This window comes from Roseococcus sp. (genome assembly GCF_965227005.1).
Lineage (GTDB): Bacteria > Pseudomonadota > Alphaproteobacteria > Acetobacterales > Acetobacteraceae > Roseococcus.
In genome coordinates, this window is sequence record NZ_CBDDFJ010000008.1 from 13026 (window position 1) to 31494 (window position 18469).

The 18469-nt window shown below is 70.2% G+C and carries 18 protein-coding genes; 13 read left to right on the plus strand and 5 right to left on the minus strand.

The genetic code is table 11. The features are described 5' to 3' along the window. Window positions 1–2: 2 nt before the first annotated feature. From ACO057_RS03595 to ACO057_RS03605, 3 genes are all read right to left on the minus strand, one after another. Window positions 3–944 carry a L,D-transpeptidase family protein gene (locus tag ACO057_RS03595; protein ID WP_421988983.1) on the minus strand — a complete coding sequence of 314 codons (942 nt, stop codon included), beginning with the start codon at window positions 942–944 and terminating at the stop codon, window positions 3–5. Window positions 945–1069: 125 nt separating this feature from the next. After that, entirely contained in the window at window positions 1070–1903 is an 834-nt protein-coding gene (locus ACO057_RS03600) for a polysaccharide deacetylase family protein (RefSeq protein WP_421988984.1), read from the minus strand. Between the two features lie 134 nt (window positions 1904–2037). After that, window positions 2038–3006, minus strand: coding sequence for a Bug family tripartite tricarboxylate transporter substrate binding protein (locus tag ACO057_RS03605; RefSeq protein WP_421988985.1), 969 nt, complete (start codon window positions 3004–3006; stop codon window positions 2038–2040). A gap of 156 nt (window positions 3007–3162) precedes the next feature. Between ACO057_RS03605 and ACO057_RS03610 the strand changes: the two genes are divergently transcribed. Both ACO057_RS03610 and ACO057_RS03615 read left to right on the plus strand, forming a co-directional pair. After that, window positions 3163–4134 (plus strand): Bug family tripartite tricarboxylate transporter substrate binding protein, encoded by a 972-nt coding sequence (locus tag ACO057_RS03610; protein WP_421988986.1) that lies wholly within the window; start codon window positions 3163–3165, stop codon window positions 4132–4134. Between the two features lie 92 nt (window positions 4135–4226). Next, window positions 4227–4985 carry a 2-keto-4-pentenoate hydratase gene (locus ACO057_RS03615; protein WP_421988987.1) on the plus strand — a complete coding sequence of 253 codons (759 nt, stop codon included), beginning with the start codon at window positions 4227–4229 and terminating at the stop codon, window positions 4983–4985. Here the strand turns inward: ACO057_RS03615 and ACO057_RS03620 are convergent. Beyond that, window positions 4975–6372, minus strand: coding sequence for a protein adenylyltransferase SelO family protein (locus tag ACO057_RS03620; RefSeq protein ID WP_421988988.1), 1398 nt, complete (start codon window positions 6370–6372; stop codon window positions 4975–4977). The two genes, ACO057_RS03615 and ACO057_RS03620, sit on opposite strands and share 11 nt — an antisense overlap. A 97-nt stretch (window positions 6373–6469) precedes the next feature. Between ACO057_RS03620 and ACO057_RS03625 the strand changes: the two genes are divergently transcribed. Genes ACO057_RS03625 through ACO057_RS03650 form a run of 6 tightly spaced genes read left to right on the plus strand, consistent with a single transcriptional unit; the run spans window position 6470 to window position 13632 of the window. Further along, window positions 6470–7318 (plus strand): VOC family protein, encoded by an 849-nt coding sequence (locus ACO057_RS03625; protein WP_421988989.1) that lies wholly within the window; start codon window positions 6470–6472, stop codon window positions 7316–7318. Window positions 7319–7374: 56 nt separating this feature from the next. Then, entirely contained in the window at window positions 7375–8988 is a 1614-nt protein-coding gene (locus tag ACO057_RS03630) for an ABC transporter substrate-binding protein (protein ID WP_421988990.1), read from the plus strand. 34 nt (window positions 8989–9022) lie between these two features. Continuing rightward, entirely contained in the window at window positions 9023–10006 is a 984-nt protein-coding gene (locus ACO057_RS03635) for an ABC transporter permease (protein WP_421988991.1), read from the plus strand. Continuing rightward, on the plus strand, window positions 10003–10836 hold the full coding sequence (locus tag ACO057_RS03640) for an ABC transporter permease (protein WP_421988992.1): 834 nt from the start codon (window positions 10003–10005) through the stop codon (window positions 10834–10836). The genes ACO057_RS03635 and ACO057_RS03640 overlap by 4 nt, the downstream gene beginning before the upstream one ends. Further along, window positions 10833–12440 (plus strand): ABC transporter ATP-binding protein, encoded by a 1608-nt coding sequence (locus tag ACO057_RS03645; protein WP_421988993.1) that lies wholly within the window; start codon window positions 10833–10835, stop codon window positions 12438–12440. The genes ACO057_RS03640 and ACO057_RS03645 overlap by 4 nt, the downstream gene beginning before the upstream one ends. Before the next feature lie 19 nt (window positions 12441–12459). Beyond that, a complete protein-coding gene (locus ACO057_RS03650) occupies window positions 12460–13632 on the plus strand; it encodes an NAD(P)/FAD-dependent oxidoreductase (protein WP_421988994.1) in 1173 nt (390 codons plus the stop codon). Here ACO057_RS03650 and ACO057_RS03655 read toward each other — a convergent pair. Beyond that, window positions 13622–14374: a lytic transglycosylase domain-containing protein gene (locus tag ACO057_RS03655; protein WP_421988995.1), complete on the minus strand. Its 753-nt coding sequence runs from the start codon at window positions 14372–14374 to the stop codon at window positions 13622–13624. The two genes, ACO057_RS03650 and ACO057_RS03655, sit on opposite strands and share 11 nt — an antisense overlap. 292 nt (window positions 14375–14666) lie before the next feature. On the opposite strand from ACO057_RS03655, the gene ACO057_RS03660 reads away from it, so the two are divergent. From ACO057_RS03660 to ACO057_RS03680, 5 genes are all read left to right on the plus strand, one after another. Then, window positions 14667–15137 carry a disulfide bond formation protein B gene (locus ACO057_RS03660; protein WP_421988996.1) on the plus strand — a complete coding sequence of 157 codons (471 nt, stop codon included), beginning with the start codon at window positions 14667–14669 and terminating at the stop codon, window positions 15135–15137. Continuing rightward, on the plus strand, window positions 15134–15652 hold the full coding sequence (locus ACO057_RS03665) for a demethoxyubiquinone hydroxylase family protein (protein ID WP_421988997.1): 519 nt from the start codon (window positions 15134–15136) through the stop codon (window positions 15650–15652). The genes ACO057_RS03660 and ACO057_RS03665 overlap by 4 nt, the downstream gene beginning before the upstream one ends. 93 nt (window positions 15653–15745) lie before the next feature. Then, a complete protein-coding gene (locus ACO057_RS03670) occupies window positions 15746–16729 on the plus strand; it encodes a KpsF/GutQ family sugar-phosphate isomerase (protein ID WP_421988998.1) in 984 nt (327 codons plus the stop codon). A gap of 15 nt (window positions 16730–16744) precedes the next feature. Beyond that, window positions 16745–17425: an LPS export ABC transporter periplasmic protein LptC gene (lptC, locus tag ACO057_RS03675; protein WP_421988999.1), complete on the plus strand. Its 681-nt coding sequence runs from the start codon at window positions 16745–16747 to the stop codon at window positions 17423–17425. After that, window positions 17422–18468 (plus strand): LptA/OstA family protein, encoded by a 1047-nt coding sequence (locus tag ACO057_RS03680; RefSeq protein ID WP_421989000.1) that lies wholly within the window; start codon window positions 17422–17424, stop codon window positions 18466–18468. Before lptC ends, ACO057_RS03680 begins: the two co-directional genes overlap by 4 nt. Window position 18469: the final 1 nt, after the last annotated feature.

The following is an 18469-nucleotide window of genomic DNA, read 5'->3' on the forward strand; positions in this document are numbered from 1 at the left end:
GCTCAGAGCGGGTTGTCGTCCGGCGGCGGGATCCGCGCCGCGGCCTCCATCTGCTCGATCGATGGGGGCGGCGCGCGGTAGACGCGCCGGAACGAGGCGCGGCGCACCCCGGGCGCATCGAGCCCGTAGGTGTCGCCATGCGCCACCAGCTGCCCCCCGCGATCGGGCCAGATCGTCAGATAGGCCAGCGCCACCTGCACCTCGCGCAGGGGATGGATGTCCTGCGTGCGGCCGGTCGCCAGGGTGGAATCCACCGAGGCGGAGGTGGTGTCCAGCAGCCAGGCGGCCAGATCGCGCACGCGCTCCACGCGCACGCAGCCATGCGACAGCGAGCGGCGCGACCCGGCGAAGAGGCCCGGGCGGTTGGTGCCGTGCAGGAAGATGCCGTCGGAATTCTCGAGACCGATGCGCAGCGGGCCGAGCGGATTGGTCGGCCCCGGCGGCTGAATCAGGCGCCCGCCGGTCTGATTGAAGCCAACCGCGCCAGCGGCCCGGATCTCGGCCGCGATGGAGGCCGGCACATACCAGGGCGGATGGAAGCGCACGGTGCTGACGAAGGTCGCGAGCTGCGGCGTGCGGGTGCGGTTGGCGCCCACCACGACGCGCGAGCGCAGGACCTCGAGCCCGTCGTCATAGGCGATGAGCTCGGCGGCCGCGATGTTCACCAGGATCGAGCGACCGGTGCCGAGGTCCAGGCCCATGTCGTCCAGCCGTTCCAGCGTGCGGTCCACGGCGGGGCGGTTGCGATGGCTGGGGGGCAAGGCCGACCGGGCGATTCGCAGCTGCTCGCGCGCATCGGGCGCGCTCAGCGGCGGACGGAGGATCGGCGCGGGCATCTGCGCGGCGGCCAGGCGCGTCTGCGCGCCCGCCGCCTGCGAGACAAGGGCGGCCGAAGCCGTTCCGTAGAGGGCGGAGCGAACCAGGAAACGGCGGGTCTGGGTCATGAAGCGGGGCGGACCAGGAAGGATGCCCGAGCATCGTACAGACAAAATCAACAGAAATTCGAGGTGTCTGAGAATTTTGCCACAGTGTTGCCAGAAAAACCGTCTCCCGGCGCTTCGCCCCCGGTTCAGCCCGGGCTTCGGGCGCGGAATTCGGCCTGAAGCTGATCCAGCGTCAGGAATTCGGCGCCCATCTTCGTCAGGGCGTCGATGAGCTTCTCGAGGATCGCCATGCGATGGCCCCGGCCGATGACATAAGGATGGAAGGTATAGACCAGCGCGCCCCATTCCTCCGTCCGGCGCATGTAGTCGAAATCGGCGATCCAGTTCTCCAGCACGCCGCCGGCGTTCTGCAGCCCGGGCATCAGCCCCTCCTTGCTGCGCAGGAATTCGAAATGCGGGAAGTCGTCGAGCGACCAGGAGATGGGGATCTCGACGAGGTTGGTCGTCTCGCCGAAGACCATGGGCTCGTCTACCTTCACCACGTCGCCGCGCCGCGCGTAATAGGGCTGGCAGTCGTGGCCCATCATGCTGCTGTCATAGGCCAGCCCATGCTCGAGGATGAGGTCGATGGTGCGGTCGCTGATGTCCCAGGAAGGCGAGCGGTAGCCCTGGGGCGGCCGGCCCGTCAGCTCGCGGATGGTCTCCACCGCGCGGGCGAATTCATCGACCTCGCGCGAGGCTTCCAACTGGGCGGGCGGGACGTGGCTCCAGCCGTGATGGCCGATCTCATGACCCTCCCTGAGCACGCGCGCGCAGGCCTCGGGATAGGTCTTGATGACGATGCCGGGGACGTACCAGCTGGCCTTGATGCCCCGACTGGCGAGCAGGTCCAGGATGCGCCCCGCGCCGACCACGCCGAACTCACCGCGCGAGACGGGCGTGGGCGTCGTCATCCCCCGCGCGACGAGGCCGGACCAGGTGTCGAAATCGAAGGAGAGGCAGGCGATATGGCGCGGCATGGCGGGGCTTTTCGATTCGCGGCGGTGGATGGGATCCCCGTCCAGCGTGTCCGACACCCTCGCCCTTCGCAAGCCGGCGCGGCCGATCCGGATCGTATGAGGATTGCCGCCTGGGGCGGCACGCGGCCCCGCGTCTAGAGGCTGATATTGGCCGCTTCGATCACCCGCCGCCAGCGGTCCAGATCCCCGCGCAGGAAGCTCCCATACTCCTCCGGCGAGGACGCCGCCGCGATCCCGCCGAGGCCCTTGAGCCGTTCCGCCGTCTCCGGCCGCGCCAGCGAGGCCCGCACCGCCGCATTCAGCCGCGCCACGACCGCCGGGGGCGTCTGCGCGGGTGCGACGACGCCGAGGCCCTGGGTGTAGTCCTCGAAGCCCGGATAGCCGATCTCGCGCATCGTCGGCACCTCGGGATAATCGCCGCTGCGCTCGGCCGTGGAGATGGCCAGCGGCCGCAGCTGGCCCTTGGCGACATATTCGCCGATCCCGATCATCGGATAGAACATGAAGGAGACCCGCCCCGCCATCACTTCGGTGAGCGCCGGCGCGTTGCCGCGGAAGGGCACATGCGTCATCTGCGTGTTCGATCGCGAGGCCAGCAGCGCGGCCGCCAGATGCGCCGATCCGCCATTGCCCGCCGAGCCGTAGGAGATGGTGCCCGGCGCCTCGCGCGCGGCGTCCACCACCTGCTGCAGGGAGCGGAAGGGCGTGTTCGCCCCCGTCACCGCGATCAGCGGCAGCATCGCGACCAGCCCGACGGGCGTGAAGTCCTCGATCGGGCGGTAGCTGTTGTTCGGCAGCAGGATCGCGTTGACGCTGTGCGAGAGCGTGGCCAGCAGGATCGTGTAGCCGTCCGGCGCCTCGCGCGCGACGAATTGCGTGGCGATGAGCGCGTTCGCGCCGGTCCGGTTCTCCACCACCACGGGCTGGCCGAGGGTCGCGGTCATGTCCTGGGCGATGAGGCGCGCGATCACGTCGGTCGGCCCGCCGGCGGCGAAACCCACGACGAGGCGGATGGAGCGGGTCGGATAGGAGGCCTGGGCCCGGGCGGCGCCCGTCAGGCCGAGGCCGAGGGGGAGCGACAATGCGATCCGGCGTTTCATCATCTGGACGTCCTCGTTATTTATTTGCCGAAGTGATCGCATCGGTTGCCGCGAAAGTCACCCTGTTGCGGCCGTGGGAGCAAGTCTTTGCGCCCGCGCTCCCGGCCCTGATAGGCTCCCGCCACCGAGGCCCGTCAGAGGCCCGAAAGGGAGATCGTCATGCTCACACGCCGCTCGTTGCTGGCCGTCCCGCCGCTCGCGCTCGCCGCGCCCGCGCTGGGGCAGGGCGCCTGGCCCAACAAGCCCGTCCGCGTCCTCGTCGGCTTCCCGCCGGGCGGCTCGCTGGACGTGCTGACGCGGCTGGCGTCCGAGGTGCTGACGCATCGCCTGGGCCAGAGCTTCGTGGTCGAGACGCGCAGCGGCGCCTCGGGCAATATCGCCGCCGAGGCGCTCGCCCGCTCCACGCCCGATGGCTACACCATCGGCACGGTCAGCATGCACACGGTGGTCATCAACCCGATGATCTTCCCCTCGGTGCCCTTCGACATGACGAAGGATTTCCAGTGGATCAGCGCCATGTGGGACATGCCCAATGTCATGGCCGTCCCCGCGCAATACGTGCCCGCGCGCACGGTGCAGGAGTTCATCGCCTGGGGGCGCGAGCGGCCGCAGGGGATCAGCTACGGCTCGGCCGGGGTGGGCACCTCGATCCATCTCTCGGGGGCCTATTTCCTGGCGCGCGCGGGCATCCCCGGCACGCATGTGCCCTTCCGCGGCGCGGCGCAGACCATCCCGGCCATGCTCTCCGGCGACGTGCAGCTCGCGATCGACAATCTCGCGAGCTATGTTGGCGTGATCCAGGAGGGCCGCATGCGGGCGCTCGCGGTCACCATGGGCCAGCGCTGGCCGACCCTGCCCGAGGTGCCGACCATGGCCGAGGCCGGCATCGACAATTTCAACGTCAGCCCCTGGCATTGCTGGGCGGGCCCCGCCGGCATGCCGCGCGACATCGCCGAGCGCCTCTCGCGCGAGATCCGCGCGGCCTGGGCCGATCCTGCCCTGCAGCAGCGCGTGATCGGCATGGGCGCGATGCTGACCGGCTCCACGCCCGACGAGCTCGGCGCGCGGCTGGAGGCCGAGAAGCCGCGCTGGGCGGAGATGGTCCGCATCTCGGGCGCCCAGGCGGGGTAGGGCCCCAGGCTGGGTAGGGCCCTGGCGGGGTAGGGCTTGGGGCGCGCCGTCATCCGGCGCATCCTCGGCGGACCGCCAGGAGATCAGGACGCATGGACCCCACCCGCATCGCCGAGGCCGCCGGCCTTCTGGCCGCCGCCCGCCAGGCCGGCACGCGCATCGCGACGCTGCCCGCCGGCGCCTCGCCGCACTTCGTGCGCGAGGCCCATGCCATCCAGGACGAGGTGGCGCACCGGACGGACGCGCAGGTAGGCGCCTTCAAGGCCAATGCGCCCACCGCGAGCTCCGAGGGCGTGCGCGGCCTCATCTTCGCGCCCGTCATCCACACCTCGCCGGCCCGCTTCCCGGTGGCCGAGGCGCCGCAATGCGGCATCGAGGGCGAGGTCGCCTTTCGGTTCCGCCGCGACCTGCCGCCGCGCGCCGCACCCTATTCGCGCGACGAGGTGGCTGAGGGCCTGGAGGCCTGCGTCGCGATCGAGGTGGTGAGCAGCCGCTTCGCCGATGCGGAGGCCGCCACCAAGCTCGACAAGCTGGCCGACAATATCAGCAATGGCGGCCTGGTTCTGGCCGCCCCGGTGGAGGATTGGCGCGGCCTGGACCTCGCCCGGATCAAGGTCCGGCTGACGGTGAACGGCGCGACGGTGGTGGAGAAGGCCGGCGGCCATCCCATCGACGATCCGTTGGGCGTCGCCGTCGCGCTCGTGGAGATGATGCGCAATGCCGGCGGCGTGAAGGCGGGGCAATACGTGACCTGCGGCTCCTATACCGGGCTGCTGTATTTCCAGCCGGGTGACCATTGCCACGTTGCGTTCGAGGGCCTGGGCGAGGCGGAGCTGACCTTCAGTCCGTGAGGCCGGCATAGGCCTGCCGCATGACCTCGATCGCGGCGAGCTTGTCGTGCAGCGGCTGCCAGTCGTCGCGCTCGGCGATCGGGGCCCAGAGCGCCTCGACCTCCTCGATGAGCAAGGTGCAGGGCGCGCCCTCGAAATAGGGATGCGCGGGGCCGGACGGCGCATACCCTTCGAGGGCATCGCGAAAGGGTTGGAAGGCGGGGCCTTCATAGCCCTCGCGCAGCCGTCCGCCGCGCCAGTCGAAGAAGGCCTGCTCGAAGGGCGCCTCGCTCGCCTGCAGGGCGGAGAAGAAGGCCGCGGCCAGGGTCGCGTCGCGATCCGGATCGCGCGGGGCAAGGCCAAGCCGCCACAGCACGGCGGCGGCGAATTCGCGCTGGAAGAGGGGGCCGAAGGCGTTCAGCTCCGCTTGCAGCGGCGTCTTGAGGTCCCCATCGCCTTCGAGCTGCAGCAGGCTGCTGCCGAGCTGGGCGAGGTTCCATTGCAGCGTCTCGGGCTGGCGGCCATAGGCGTAGAGGCCGCCATGGTCGAAATAGGCCGCGGTGAAGGCGGGGTCGTATTTCGGCAGCCAGCGCCAGGGGCCGTAGTCGAAGCTCTCGCCGGTGACGTTGATGTTGTCGGTGTTCAGCACGCCATGCACGAAGCCCGCCGCCATCCATTGCGCGCCCATCCGCGCGACGCGCCGGGTCGTCGCCGCGAAGAAGCGCGCGATGCGCTCGGGCTCGGAGGGCGCCTCCGCCTCGGGCAGGTAGCGCAGGATGATGTGGCTCAGCAGGCGCCGCATCGTCTCGGCGTCCCGGAGATAGGCGAGGCGTTGGAAGGTGCCGATGCGCAGATGCGAATGGCTCAGCCGCACCAGCACCGCCGCGCGGGTGGGCGAGGGCTCGTCGTTGCGGAAGAGCTCCTCGCCGGTCTCGATCAGGCTGAAGGTCTTGGAGGTCTCCACGCCCTGGGCTTCCAGCATGGAGGTCGCCAGAATCTCGCGCATGCCGCCCTTGAGCGTGAGCCGTCCATCCGCCCCGCGCGACCAGGGCGTCTGCCCGCTGCCCTTGGTCGCGAGGTCGAGCAGGCGGCCGTCCCGCAGGTCGTGCATCTGCGCGAAGAGGAAGCCGCGCCCGTCGCCGAGGTCGGGGTTGTAGTGGCGGAACTGATGGCCGTGATAGCGCAGCGCCAGCGGCGCCTCGAAGGAGCCGGGCAGAGGCTCGAAGCGGCCGAAATGCGCGAGCCATTCCGCGTCGCTCAGCGTGTCGAGGCCCACGCGCGCCGCCCATCGCTGGTCGCGATGGCGCAGGGTCAGCTTCGGGAATTCCGCCGCGGCCACGAGGTCGTACAGCGTCTCGCCGAGATCGGCATGGGCGCGCGAGGGGGAGAAGATGGGGGAGACGGGCATCACCCCGTGTAACGCGGATCGGGGAAGGAATGTATCCACCCGATCTTGCGGCGATGCCGCGCATCTGCTGCCCTGCGTGAAATCATCGGAGGCGACCATGGCGCTCAGGCACATCATCGGCGTGGATCATGTGGTGGTCGCCGTGCGCGACCTCGATGCCTCGGCCGAGGTCTGGAAGGGGCTGGGCTTCACCGTCTCGCCGCGCGGCACGCACAGCCCGCAGATGGGCTCGGGCAACTACACCATCATGTTCGGCGAGGACTATATGGAGCTGCTGGGCATCATCACGCCCACGCCGCACAACCAGCCGGTGCGCGACTGGCTCGCCTCGCACGAGGGCATCGAGCGGGCGGCCTTCACCACGGACGACGCGGCGGCCGGCGTGGCCGAGATCCAGGCGCGCGGCGTGGCGGCCACCGGCCCCATCGCCTTCGGCCGCCCCGTGCCCATGCCCGACGGCTCGACCTCCGAGGCGCGATTCCAGGTCTTCCACTGGCCCGTGGCGTTGCGGCCCGGCGGCATGCGCATCTTCGCCTGCCAGCATCTGACGCGCGAGACGGTGTGGATCCCTGAGCTCCAGGCGCACGCCAATGGCGCGGTGGGCATCCTGCGCGTCGAGGCGCTGGCGAAGGATCCCAAGGCGGCGGCCGAGCAGCTGGCCGGTCTCATCGACGCCGCCGTCTCCCGCGCGGCCGATGGCGCCTATGTCGTGCCGACCGGCGCGGGCCGTGCCGAGATCGTCTTCCTCGATCGAGCGCTGCTGGCCGCGCGCCATCCCGGCGTTTCGCTCGACGGGCTGCCGGAGGAGGGCGCGGCCGCCCTGGTTCTGGCCACGCGCGATCTGGCCGGCGCGGCCAAGGCGCTGGGCACCGCGCCGGGCGCGACGGTCGGCGTTCCGGCCGCGCGCGCGACGGGCGTGCTGCTGCGCTTCGTCGTCGCGGGATAAGATTGACGCGATCGGCGCGTGGCCGTCATGCTGCGCCGCAAAATGAGGATAAGTTCATGGAACTGACCCGCCGCACCGCGCTCGCGACCTCCGCCGCCATCGCCGCCATCGCCGCCAGCGTGAATTCGCCGGGCTCCGCCTTCGCGCAGGAAACCCCGCGCCGCGGCGGCATCATGACGGTGCATTTCGCGACCGAGCAGCGCATCCTCAATCCCAGCCTCCAGGCCTCGACGGGCGTCTATATCGTCGGCGGCAAGATCCAGGAGCCGCTGGTCGATCTCGACGCCAGCGGCAATCCCACGGCCTGCCTCGCGGAATCCTGGGAATCCTCGGCCGACGGCAAGACCATCACCTTCAAGCTCCGCCAGGGCGTGACCTGGCATGACGGGCGGCCCTTCACCTCGGCGGACGTACAGTTCACCGCGATGGAGATGTGGAAGAAGATCCTCAACTACGGCACGGCGGTGCAGCTCTTCCTGGAGGCGGTCGAAACGCCGGATGCGCACACGGCCGTGTTCAAATATGGCCGTCCGATGCCGCTGGGGCTGCTGCTGCGGGCCCTGCCGGATCTCGGCTACGTCTCGCCCAAGCATATCTATGAGGGCACGGATATCCGGCAGAACCCGGCAAATACCGCGCCCATCGGCACCGGGCCGTTCAAGTTCGTCCAATACGAGCGCGGCCAGTTCATCATCGCCGACCGCAACCCGAACTACTGGCGCCCGAACCTGCCCTATCTCGACCGCGTGGTCTGGCGCGTGATCAGCGACCGCTCGGCCGCCGCGGCGCAGATGGAGGCGGGGCAGATCCTCTACAGCCCCTTCTCCTCGCTGGCCCTGGCGGATCTGGCGCGGCTCGGGCGCGATCCGCGCTTCGAGGTGACGACCCGCGGCAACGAGGGCAATCCGCGCACCAACACGCTGGAGTTCAACTTCCGCAACCCGATCCTGGCCGACATCCGCGTGCGCAAGGCACTGGCGCATGCGATCAACGTTCCGTTCTTCATCGAGAACTTCCTCAACGAGAACTACGCCAAGCCCGGCACGGGGCCGATCCCGACCGTCTCGACGGATTTCTATCCGACCTCGCCGATGCCGCAGTATCCCTATGACAAGGCGCTGGCGATGCGCCTGCTGACCGAGGCCGGGCATCGCCCCGGCGCGGGCGGCGTGCGCTTCACGCTGCGGCTCAACCCCGCGCCCTGGGGCGAGGATATCGGGCTCTTCTCCACCTTCATCCAGCAGTCGCTGCAGGAGGTGGGCATCCGCGTCGAGATCGTGCGCACGGATGCGGCCGGCTTCCTGCGCACCGTCTACAACGACTGGAATTTCGACCTCGCGACCGGTTGGCACCAGTACCGCAACGACCCCGCCGTCTCGACCACGGTGTGGTATCGCACGGGCTCGCCGCGCGGGGCCCCGTGGACGAACCAGTTCGGCTTCGAGGACACGCAGATCGACGGCATCATCGACGCGGCGGCCACCGAGCTCGATCCGGTGAAGCGCAAGTCGCTCTATGCCGATTTTGTGCGGCGCGGGAACAGCGAGCAGCTGCTGTGGAACCCGATGGAGCAGCTCTTCCTGAGCGCCTTCAGCCGCAAGCTGCGGAACCATGGGAATATGCCGCGCTGGGGCTCGTCCAGCTGGCATGACCTGTGGATCGCGCCGTGATCATCGACGGAGCGCGCCGGCCCCGGGCCCGCCCATGATCCTCGCTTTGGCGGGCCGCCGCCTCGCCGCCTCGCTCCCGTCGCTGCTGATCATCCTGGTCGGGATGTTCCTGCTTCTCCAGCTGGCTCCGGGCGACACGGTGGACGCGCTGATGGCGCAGATGGGCGGGGGCGGCGACGCCCAGCTCATGGCGGAGCTGCGCGCCTTCTACGGCCTCGATCTCTCGGTGCCCGCCCGGCTGCTGAACTACCTCTGGCGCCTCGTGCAGTTCGACCTCGGCTTCTCCTCCATCTACGGCAAGCCCGTGGCGACCGTGATCTTCGAGCGCCTGCCGGCCACGCTGACGCTGATGTGCGCCTCGCTCTCCTTTGCCTTCTTCTTCGGCCTGCTGCTGGGCGTGATTGCGGCGCGGCGGGTGAATGGCTGGCAGGACACGATCATCTCCACCCTCGGCCTCGTCTTCTACGCCACGCCCTCCTTCTGGTTCGGGCTGATGGCGATCGTTCTCTTCTCCGTGCACCTGCAATGGCTGCCGGCGGGCGGAATGGAGAGCATTGGCGAGGGGCTGACCGGCCTGGCCCATGTCCTCGACGTCGCCGCGCATTTCGTGCTGCCGACGCTGACGCTGGGGCTGATCTTCCTCGCCATCTATCTGCGCATCATGCGCGCCTCGATGCTGGAGGTGCTGACGCTCGACTTCGTGCGCACCGCCCGCGCCAAGGGCCTGGACGAGACGCGCGTCATCACCCGCCATGTGCTGCGCAACGCCATGCTGCCCATGGTGACGCTGATCGGCATCCAGGCCGGCACCATGCTCGGCGGCTCGGTGGTGGTGGAGAGCGTCTTCTCGCTGCCCGGTCTCGGGCGGCTGGCCTATGAGGCCGTGGTGCAGCGCGACCTCAACACGCTGCTGGGCATCGTCTTCATCTCGGCCGTGCTGGTAATCGCGGTGAACTTCCTGGTCGATCTGCTTTACGCCCGGCTCGACCCGCGCATCGCCAAGGAGACCGGCGGTTGAGGCGCTTCCTGGCCGATTACGCGCGCAGCCCGGCGGCGGTGGTGGGGCTGGTGCTGCTGCTGGCGGTGATCTTCATGGCCGCCTCGGCCGACTGGCTTTTCCCGCGCGACCCGCTTTCCCTGGCCGGTCGCCCGCTGCAATGGCCCGGCGCCAATCCGCGCTTCTGGCTCGGCACGGACAATTCCGGCCGAGACATCGCCGCGCAGATCTTTCATGGCGCGCGCATCACCCTGCTGATCGGGCTGGTGGCGACCTCCATCGCGGTCGTGATCGGCATCGTGATCGGCGCGCTGGCGGGATATTACGGCGGCATCGTCGACGACGTGCTGATGCGCGTGACCGAGGCCTTCCAGACGCTCCCGAACTTCCTGCTGCTGCTGGTCCTGGTCTCGGTCTTCGGTTCGGAGCTGACGACGGTGGTGGTGGCCATCGGCCTCGTCTCCTGGCCCGCACCCGCGCGACTTACGCGGGCGGAGTTCCTGTCGCTGCGCTCGCGCGAGTTCGTCGAGGCCTGCCGGACGCTGGGCATGCGCGACGCCCAGATCATCTTCCGCGAGATCCTGCCCAACGCGCTCCCGCCGGTCATCGTCTATGCGAGCGTGGTGATGGCGGTGGCGATCCTGCTGGAATCCGCGCTCGCCTTCCTGCGCCTGTCGGACCCCAACGTCGCCTCCTGGGGCAATCTGATCGGCCTGGGGCGCGATGTGCTGCGGGTGCAATGGTACGTCTCGGCCATCCCGGGCGTGGCGATTTTGGTGACGGTGCTGGCGGTCTCGCTGGTGGGGCAGGGGCTGAACGACGCCCTCAACCCTAGGCTGCGCGGACGTTGAGCGCGATCCTCTCCATCCAGGATCTGAGTGTCGCGCTGCCCAAGGGCGCCGACCGGGCGCATGCGCTGTCCCGCGTCTCGCTGGACCTGCATGCCGGCGAGATCCTGTGCGTCGTGGGTGAATCCGGCTCCGGCAAGTCGATGACGGCCAGCGCCATCCTGCGCCTGCTGCCCGACAACGTGACGCTGGACGGCGGCCGCATCCTCTTCGAGGGCCAGGATCTCGCGGCGGCCACCGAGGTCCAGATGCGCGACATCCGTGGCGCGGGCATCGCCATGATCTTCCAGGAGCCCATGACGGCGCTGAACCCGCTGCGCGTCGTGGGCGACCAGATCGGCGAGATGTTCCGCATCCACACGAAACTCTCCTCGGCCGAGATCCAGGCGCGGACCCTGTCGCTGCTGGAGGACGTCCGCATCCCCGACCCCAGGCTCGCCATGCGGGCCTATCCGCATGAGCTCTCCGGCGGGCAGCGGCAGCGGGCGATGATCGCGATGGCCCTCGCGCTGAGCCCGCGCGTGCTCATCGCCGACGAGCCGACCACCGCGCTCGACGTCACGACCCAGGCGCAGATCCTCTCCCTCATCCGCGACCTGCAGCGCCGGCTGGGCACGGCGGTGCTCTTCATCACCCATGACTTCGGCGTGGTGGCGGAGATCGCCGATCGCGTGGCCGTCATGCAGCATGGCGTGGTGGTGGAGGAGGGCGTGGCGGCCACTGTCCTCAACCAGCCGCGGCACCCCTATACCCAGGCGCTGATCGCCGCCGTTCCGCCGCTGAAGGCTCCCCCGCCGCGCGCCTTCTCCGACGAGGCGATCCTGAGGCTGGAGGGAATCTCCAAGACCTATCGCACCGGCGGCTTCCTCGGCCGCAACAAGCGCGTGACCCACGCGGTGCGCGACGTCTCGCTGACCCTGCCGCGTGGCGGCACGCTGGGCATCGTGGGCGAGTCCGGCTCGGGAAAGTCCACGCTCGCGCGTTGCGTGATGCGCCTCATCAAGCCCGATACGGGCGCGATCCGCCTCGATGGCACCGACCTCGCCACCCAATCGCCCGCTGAGCACCGGGCGAGCGCCAAGCGCATGCAGATGGTCTTCCAGGACCCCTATGCCTCGCTCAATCCCCGCCGCCGCGTGGGCGAACTGGTGGCCCAGGGCCCCATCATCCACGGAACCCCGCGCGAGGAAGCCATGGCGCGCGCGAAGAAACTCTTCGCCCTGGTCGGCCTCGATCCGGCGGCGACGGACCGCTACCCGCACGAGTTCTCGGGCGGCCAGCGCCAGCGCATCGGCATCGCCCGCGCGCTCGCTTTGGAGCCGGAGGTGCTGGTGGCGGACGAGCCCGTCTCGGCGCTCGACGTCTCGGTCCAGGCCCAGGTGCTGCGGCTGCTGGCGGAGCTGCGCGAGCGGCTCGGCCTATCCATCATCCTCATCACCCATGACCTGCGCGTGGCCGTGCAGGTCTGCGACCTGGTGGCGGTGATGAAGGACGGCGAGGTGGTGGAGAGCGGGCCGATCGGCCGGGTCTTCGAGCATCCCGAGCACCCGTATACCCGGTCACTTCTCGCCGCGGTGCCGGGCCGGGGCTTCGCGGCATCGCGCTAACCGCGCCTATAAGGCGCGCATGAAGAATATCGCTGTCATCGGCGCGGGCCCCGCAGGGCTCATCGCCGCCGAAATCCTCGCCCAGTCCAGCCGCTCCGTCACGGTCTTCGACCGCATGCCTTCGCCCGCGCGCAAGCTGCTGATCGCGGGGCGGGGCGGGCTGAACCTCACCCATTCCGAGCCGCTGGACCATCTGCTCGACCGCTACGGCCCGGCCCGCGCGGCGCTGGAGCCCGCCATCCGGGCCTTTCCGCCCGAAGCCCTGACCGCCTGGGCCGAGGCCCTGGGCCAGGAGACCTTCACCGGCAGCAGCGGCCGCGTCTTTCCCAAGGCCATGAAGGCCTCGCCGCTGCTGCGCGCCTGGCTGTCGCGGCTGGGCGGATCGGGCGTGAGCCTGCGCGCGCGCTATCGCTGGCTGGGCTGGGACGCCCAGGGCGCCCTGCGTTTCGACACCCCCGAGGGCGAATCGACCTTCGCCGCCGACGCCACGATCCTCGCTCTGGGCGGTGCCTCCTGGCCGCGCCTGGGCTCGGATGGCGCCTGGACGCCCCTGCTGGAGGGCGTCACGCCCTTCCGCCCCGCCAATATGGGCTTCCGCGTGGGCTGGTCGCCTTTGTTCCGCGAGCGTTTCGCGGGCCAGCCCCTCAAGCGCATCGCCTTGTCCTTCGAAGGCCGGAGCCTGCGCGGCGAGGCCATGGTCACCGCCGAGGGCCTCGAGGGCGGCGCGGTCTATGCCCTCTCCGCGCCGCTGCGCGAGGCGCTGGCCCGCGATGGTGCGGCGACGCTGCACATCGACCTGCGGCCCGACCTCGATGCGGCGACCCTGGCCGGCAAGCTCGCGGGGCGCGGCCTCTCGCTGTCCAACCTACTGCGCAAGGCCGGGCTTTCGCCCGTCGCCATCGGGTTGGTGCAGGAGGCGCGCCATTCCGGCGATACGACGGAGCTGCCCGCGCTCATCAAGGCCCTGCCGGTGCGGCTGACCGGCGCGCAGGGTCTGGAGCGCGCGATCTCCTCGGCCGGCGGCGTGGGATTCGCGGCGCTGGACGAGCGCTTCATGCTGCGCGCCCATCCCGGCACCTTCCTCGCCGGCGAGATGCTGGACTGGGAGGCGCCGACCGGCGGCTATCTCCTCCAGGCCTGTTTCGCGACGGGAATCGCCGCCGCCCGGGGCGCGATCGACTTCACCGCCTGATCAGGGCGTTGGGGATGAGGGCGAATTGCCGCCCGGTCAGGGGAATCGGCGCGGCACGATAGGCGTCGAGGCCCCGCCCTCGGCCGGGCGTCCCGAGGGCGGCAGGCGGCAGCACCGCCGCCCGCTCGGCCCGATTGGAGAGCGAGAGTGCCATTGGCGGGCTGGGGCGCAGGGCCAGGTCCTGTCCGGCCCGCGCCTGCTCGGCGGGAAGCGCGGCCTGGACGCGGGCGCGATAGGCCTGGGCCAGATCGGGCGTCTGGGAGTGGTAATGGCCGGCGGCGACCATCCAGTCCCCGCGCGCGGCCTGCAGCTCGCCGAGGAAGCGCGCGGCGTAGCGGGCATTGGCGGCAGGGTCGAAGGCTTCTTCCAGATTCGCGAAGGCGCGGGGGTGGAAATGCAGGTTCACCTGCATGCAGCCGACGTCGATGACCCGCACGCCGCGGCCCTGCAATTCCCGCACGGCGGCAATCGCTGCCTCCCTCGTGGGGAAGAATTGGCCGCGCCCCTCGGCGTTCAGGGTCCAGGGCCAGGGGCCGGCCACGCCGGTCTCGGGGTTGCGGCGCCCCGATTCCACCCGACCCATGGCCTGGAGCAGGCCGGCGGGGATGCCGGCCCCGCGCTCGGCCTGGGCGATGGCGGCACGGCATTGGAGGGTCGGATCGGGGCCGGCAGAGGCTTGGGCGCGGCCTGTCTCAGGGTTGAGCGCGGCGAGGAGGACCAGAAGGGGAAGGGCGATGCGCATGGTGGGCTCTGCGCAAGCCGCATGCCAAAAGAGCTTGCCCCGCGAGCCCTGCATTCACGGAATGCTGCAATGCAAAATATTGCTTGCATGCGAGCGATCTCTGACCTATATCTGTCTTCGGCGGCAGGGACTTAGGTCCTTGCCTGCTTTCTTGGACGTTTCCTCCCTAAACTTGGCGACCCAGCAATGGGTCGCCATTTTTTTTGCCCGCTCGCACGCGCCAGCGCATTCCCGCCACGGCGTGAACCCGCCCCCCGTTGCGAAGAGGGCCGCGAAGCGGGACAAGTGGTCCATGCAAGGCTCCCTCCTGATCCTCGTCCTCTCGCTGGCGGCTCCGCTCTTTGCCCGCGGATCGGAGGGCTGGTTCGGCCTCGCCCCCTGCGAGCTCTGCCTCTGGCAGCGCTGGCCCTATTGGGTCGCGGTCGGCTTTGCCGCTCTCTCCCTGGTGATCGCGCGGCGGACGATGCTCCGCCTGGCGGGCCTCGCCGCCCTTTGCTCCGCCGCCGTCGGCGTCTTCCATCTCGGTGTCGAATGGAGCTGGTGGCCCTCGCCGCTGGCCGGCTGCCAGGTGGCGACCTCCGGCGGGGCGCTCTCGGTGGACGACATGCTGCGCTCCATGGCGGCCGCGCCCACCAAGCCCTGCGACCTGCCCGTCTTCCTCATCCCCGGCCTGCCCCTCTCCATGGCGGGAATGAACGCCCTCTATGGCCTGTTCGTCGCCGTCCTCGCCTGGAATTTCGCCCGCAAGGAGCCCCGCGCATGACCACGCCCCGCCGCTACCTCGAAGAGGTGATCCGGGTGGACCATGCGGGCGAGTATGGCGCCAAGCGCATCTACCAGGGCCAGCTCGCCATCCTGCGCAACACCCGCCACGGCCCGATTATCGAGCATATGCAGGAGCAGGAGCAGGTGCATCTCGACGCCTTCTCCCGCCTCATCGCCCAGCGCCGCGTCCGCCCCACCGCGCTGCTGCCGCTGTGGCACGTCGCCGGCTTCGCCCTGGGGGCGGCGACGGCGGCCATGGGCTATCGCGCCGCCATGGCCTGCACCGTCGCGGTCGAGGAAGCGATCGACGAGCATTACCAGGAGCAGGAGGCGACCCTGGGCGAGGACGAGGCGGCGCTGAAAGCCGATATCGCCCGTTTCCGCGCCGAGGAACTGGAGCACCGCGACATCGGAATCGCCAATGAGGCCGAGCTGACGCCGGCCTATCGGCTACTCTCGGCCGTCATCAAGGCCGGTTGCAAGGTGGCCATCAGGGTCGCGGAGAAAGTCTGATTTTCCCTGGCCTTTCGGCGAGTAAAGGCTTCGGTAACCCTTTGGCACGATCCTTGCCTTGACCCCTCCCGGTCGGCCCCCCATAGAAGTCGTGTGGATCAATCTCTCCTTCCTTCCTGCCTGGAAACCGCCCGGCGGGTCCTGAACCTCGAAGCGCAGGCTTTGGCCGCGATGTCGGCCGGGCTCGACGAAGGCTTCGATCGCGCCGTGGCCATGCTCGCGGGCGCGACCGGGCGCGTCGTCGTCTCGGGCATGGGCAAGTCGGGCCATGTCGGGCGCAAGATCGCCGCGACCATGGCCTCCACCGGCACGCCGGCGCAATTCGTCCATCCGGGCGAGGCGAGCCATGGCGACCTCGGCATGATCGTCCGCGGCGATGTGGTGCTAGCCATCTCCAATTCCGGCGAGACCACCGAACTCGGCGACCTCGTGGCCCATACGCGGCGCTTCGGCATTCCGCTGGTCGCGATCGTCGGGCGTCCCGACAGCACGATCGGCGGCGACTCCGACATCGCGCTGGTGCTGCCTGCGGCCGAGGAGGGCTGCCCCAACGGCCTCGCCCCCACGACCTCGACCACCATGCAGATGGCCATGGGCGACGCCCTGGCCGTGGCGCTGCTGGAGCGGCGCGGCTTCGGGGCCGAGGATTTCCGCGTCTTCCATCCGGGCGGCAAGCTCGGCGCGCGGCTACGGCGCGTCTCCGACGTCATGCACGGCTCGGCGGAGGTGCCCCTGGCGCCCGCCGACCTCTCCATGGCCGAGGGTCTGGTGGCCATGACGGCCAAGCATTTCGGCTGCCTCGGCATCGCCAGCGACGATGGCCGGCTGATCGGCGTGATCACCGACGGCGACCTGCGGCGCGCTTTGCGCTCGGGCCTCGGCGACGGCCTGCTCTCCCGCCCGGTCAGTGAAGTCATGACCACCAAGCCGCGCACCATCCGCCCGGAGGTCATGGTCGCCGAGGCGCTGCGGATCATGAACGAGGGTGCCATCACCGCGCTCTTCGTGGTGGACGAGGCGCGGCGGCCGGTCGGCATGCTGCATATCCACGACCTGCTGAGGCTCGGGGTCGCTTAGATGGATGCCGCCTAGATGAGCGAGAAGGTGCACCGCGCCGATTTCGCCGCGCCTTTGCACGACCGCCGCCGCGTGCTCATGCCTTCGCGCGCGCGCGAAGTGCCGAGCGCGAGCTCCATCCATCGCCGCCACCGCTTCGTGCAGGCGATGAAATTCCTGCTGCCATTGGGGGCGGCCGGGCTGCTCGCGCTGCTGCTGCTCTGGCCGGAGCTCGAGGGGCGGGACGGGCGGCTGTCCTTCCGCCGCGGCCCCGCCTTGGTGCCCGAGGCGCTGCAGTTGGTCGCGCCGCGCTTCCAGGGCATCGACGAGCTGGGGCGGCCCTATACCATCACCGCGCGCATCGGCCGCCAGGTCGGCCAGGAGGAGGTCATGCTTCTCGACCAGCCGCGCGCCGATATTCTTCTGAACGACGGCGCCTGGGTTTATATCGAGGCCAATAACGGCCGCTACGACAAGCCCGCGCAGCATCTGGACCTCGATGGCGACGTGCGCATCTTCCATGACAACGGCATGCTGTTCCGCACCGAGGCGGCCGCGGTGCAGATCGACCAGGGCAGCGCCGATGGCGACCGCCCGACCCAGGCCCAGGGTTCCTTCGGGACCATCGAATCCGAGGGCTTCCAGCTGCGCGATCGGGGGGCGGTGATGATCTTCACGGGCAAGGCCCATGCCGTGCTGGAGGGACGTCAGCGATGAGGTCCTGGCTCGCCGTGCTGCTGCTGGTTCCGGGATGGGCCGCCGCCCAGGGCATCGACATGTCCCAGGGTGGCCCCACGGACATCACGGCCGATGACGGCATCGAGTGGCGGCAGAACGATCAGGTCGTGATCGCGCGCGGCAATGCGCGCGCGGTGCGCGACGGCACGACGGTGGACGCGGCACGCCTGCTCGCGCGCTACCGTCCCCGGGCGGGCGCGCCCGCGCCGACGCAGCAGCCCGCCCAGCCCGGCGAGAGCCCGCTCTCCGGCGGGAGCGAGATCTGGCGCATGGAGGCGGAGCAGAACGTCCGCATCTCGACCGCGACCGACGTCGCCGTGGGTGACCGCGCCGTCTATGACATGGACCAGGCGGTGCTCGTGCTGACCGGGCGGAACGTCAGCTACACCACGCCCCAGCAGGTCATCACCGCGCGCGACAGCCTGGAATATTGGAGCCAGCGGCGCATGGCCGTGGGCCGCGGCTCGGCGGTGGTCACCACCCAGGACGGCCGGCGCATCACGGCCGATACGCTGGTGGCCTATATGCTCGAGGATCCCGCGCCCGGCACCGCGCCGACGGCAGCGGCCGCGCAGCCCGGCCAGCCCGTCTCCGTCCGTACGCCGACCCAGGCGCGGCCCGGCACCGAGGGCACGCAGGGCCCGCCGCCGGGGCAGGGGCGCATCGATCGCGTGGAGCTCTTCGGCAATGTCGAGATCCGCACCGAGACCGAGGTCGTGCGCGGCGAGCGCGGCGTCTATTCGGCCGCCACCGGCCTCGCCCGCGTGCTCGGCAATGTCCGCATCACGCGCGGCGACAACCATGTGAACGGGCGCGAGGCGCTGGTGAACATGAACACCGGCGTGTCGCGCATCATCTCCCAGCCCGGCCAGCGCGTGCAGGGGCTGATCGTCCCCGGCTCGCAGGGGCCGCAGGGCGACCCGACCGCGCCGCGCACCAATGCGCCGGCGCCGACCGCGCCCGGAGCGGCCGCGCCGCGCCCCACCCGGCCCGCCGGGCAGAACCAAGGATTGCCGCGTTGAA

What these genes read in the sequence shown, in the direction of transcription:
- ACO057_RS03680 (WP_421989000.1), top strand. Translation starts at nt 17,422, where the DNA reads ATGAGGTCCTGGCTCGCCGTGCTGCTGCTGGTTCCGGGATGGGCCGCC.
- ACO057_RS03610 (WP_421988986.1), top strand. Translation starts at nt 3,163, where the DNA reads ATGCTCACACGCCGCTCGTTGCTGGCCGTCCCGCCGCTCGCGCTCGCC.
- ACO057_RS03600 (WP_421988984.1), bottom strand. Translation starts at nt 1,903, where the DNA reads ATGCCGCGCCATATCGCCTGCCTCTCCTTCGATTTCGACACCTGGTCC.
- ACO057_RS03655 (WP_421988995.1), bottom strand. Translation starts at nt 14,374, where the DNA reads ATGCGCATCGCCCTTCCCCTTCTGGTCCTCCTCGCCGCGCTCAACCCT.
- ACO057_RS03620 (WP_421988988.1), bottom strand. Translation starts at nt 6,372, where the DNA reads ATGCCCGTCTCCCCCATCTTCTCCCCCTCGCGCGCCCATGCCGATCTC.
- ACO057_RS03615 (WP_421988987.1), top strand. Translation starts at nt 4,227, where the DNA reads ATGGACCCCACCCGCATCGCCGAGGCCGCCGGCCTTCTGGCCGCCGCC.
- ACO057_RS03650 (WP_421988994.1), top strand. Translation starts at nt 12,460, where the DNA reads ATGAAGAATATCGCTGTCATCGGCGCGGGCCCCGCAGGGCTCATCGCC.
- ACO057_RS03665 (WP_421988997.1), top strand. Translation starts at nt 15,134, where the DNA reads ATGACCACGCCCCGCCGCTACCTCGAAGAGGTGATCCGGGTGGACCAT.
- ACO057_RS03630 (WP_421988990.1), top strand. Translation starts at nt 7,375, where the DNA reads ATGGAACTGACCCGCCGCACCGCGCTCGCGACCTCCGCCGCCATCGCC.
- ACO057_RS03625 (WP_421988989.1), top strand. Translation starts at nt 6,470, where the DNA reads ATGGCGCTCAGGCACATCATCGGCGTGGATCATGTGGTGGTCGCCGTG.
- ACO057_RS03595 (WP_421988983.1), bottom strand. Translation starts at nt 944, where the DNA reads ATGACCCAGACCCGCCGTTTCCTGGTTCGCTCCGCCCTCTACGGAACG.
- ACO057_RS03660 (WP_421988996.1), top strand. Translation starts at nt 14,667, where the DNA reads ATGCAAGGCTCCCTCCTGATCCTCGTCCTCTCGCTGGCGGCTCCGCTC.
- lptC (WP_421988999.1), top strand. Translation starts at nt 16,745, where the DNA reads ATGAGCGAGAAGGTGCACCGCGCCGATTTCGCCGCGCCTTTGCACGAC.
- ACO057_RS03635 (WP_421988991.1), top strand. Translation starts at nt 9,023, where the DNA reads ATGATCCTCGCTTTGGCGGGCCGCCGCCTCGCCGCCTCGCTCCCGTCG.
- ACO057_RS03605 (WP_421988985.1), bottom strand. Translation starts at nt 3,006, where the DNA reads ATGATGAAACGCCGGATCGCATTGTCGCTCCCCCTCGGCCTCGGCCTG.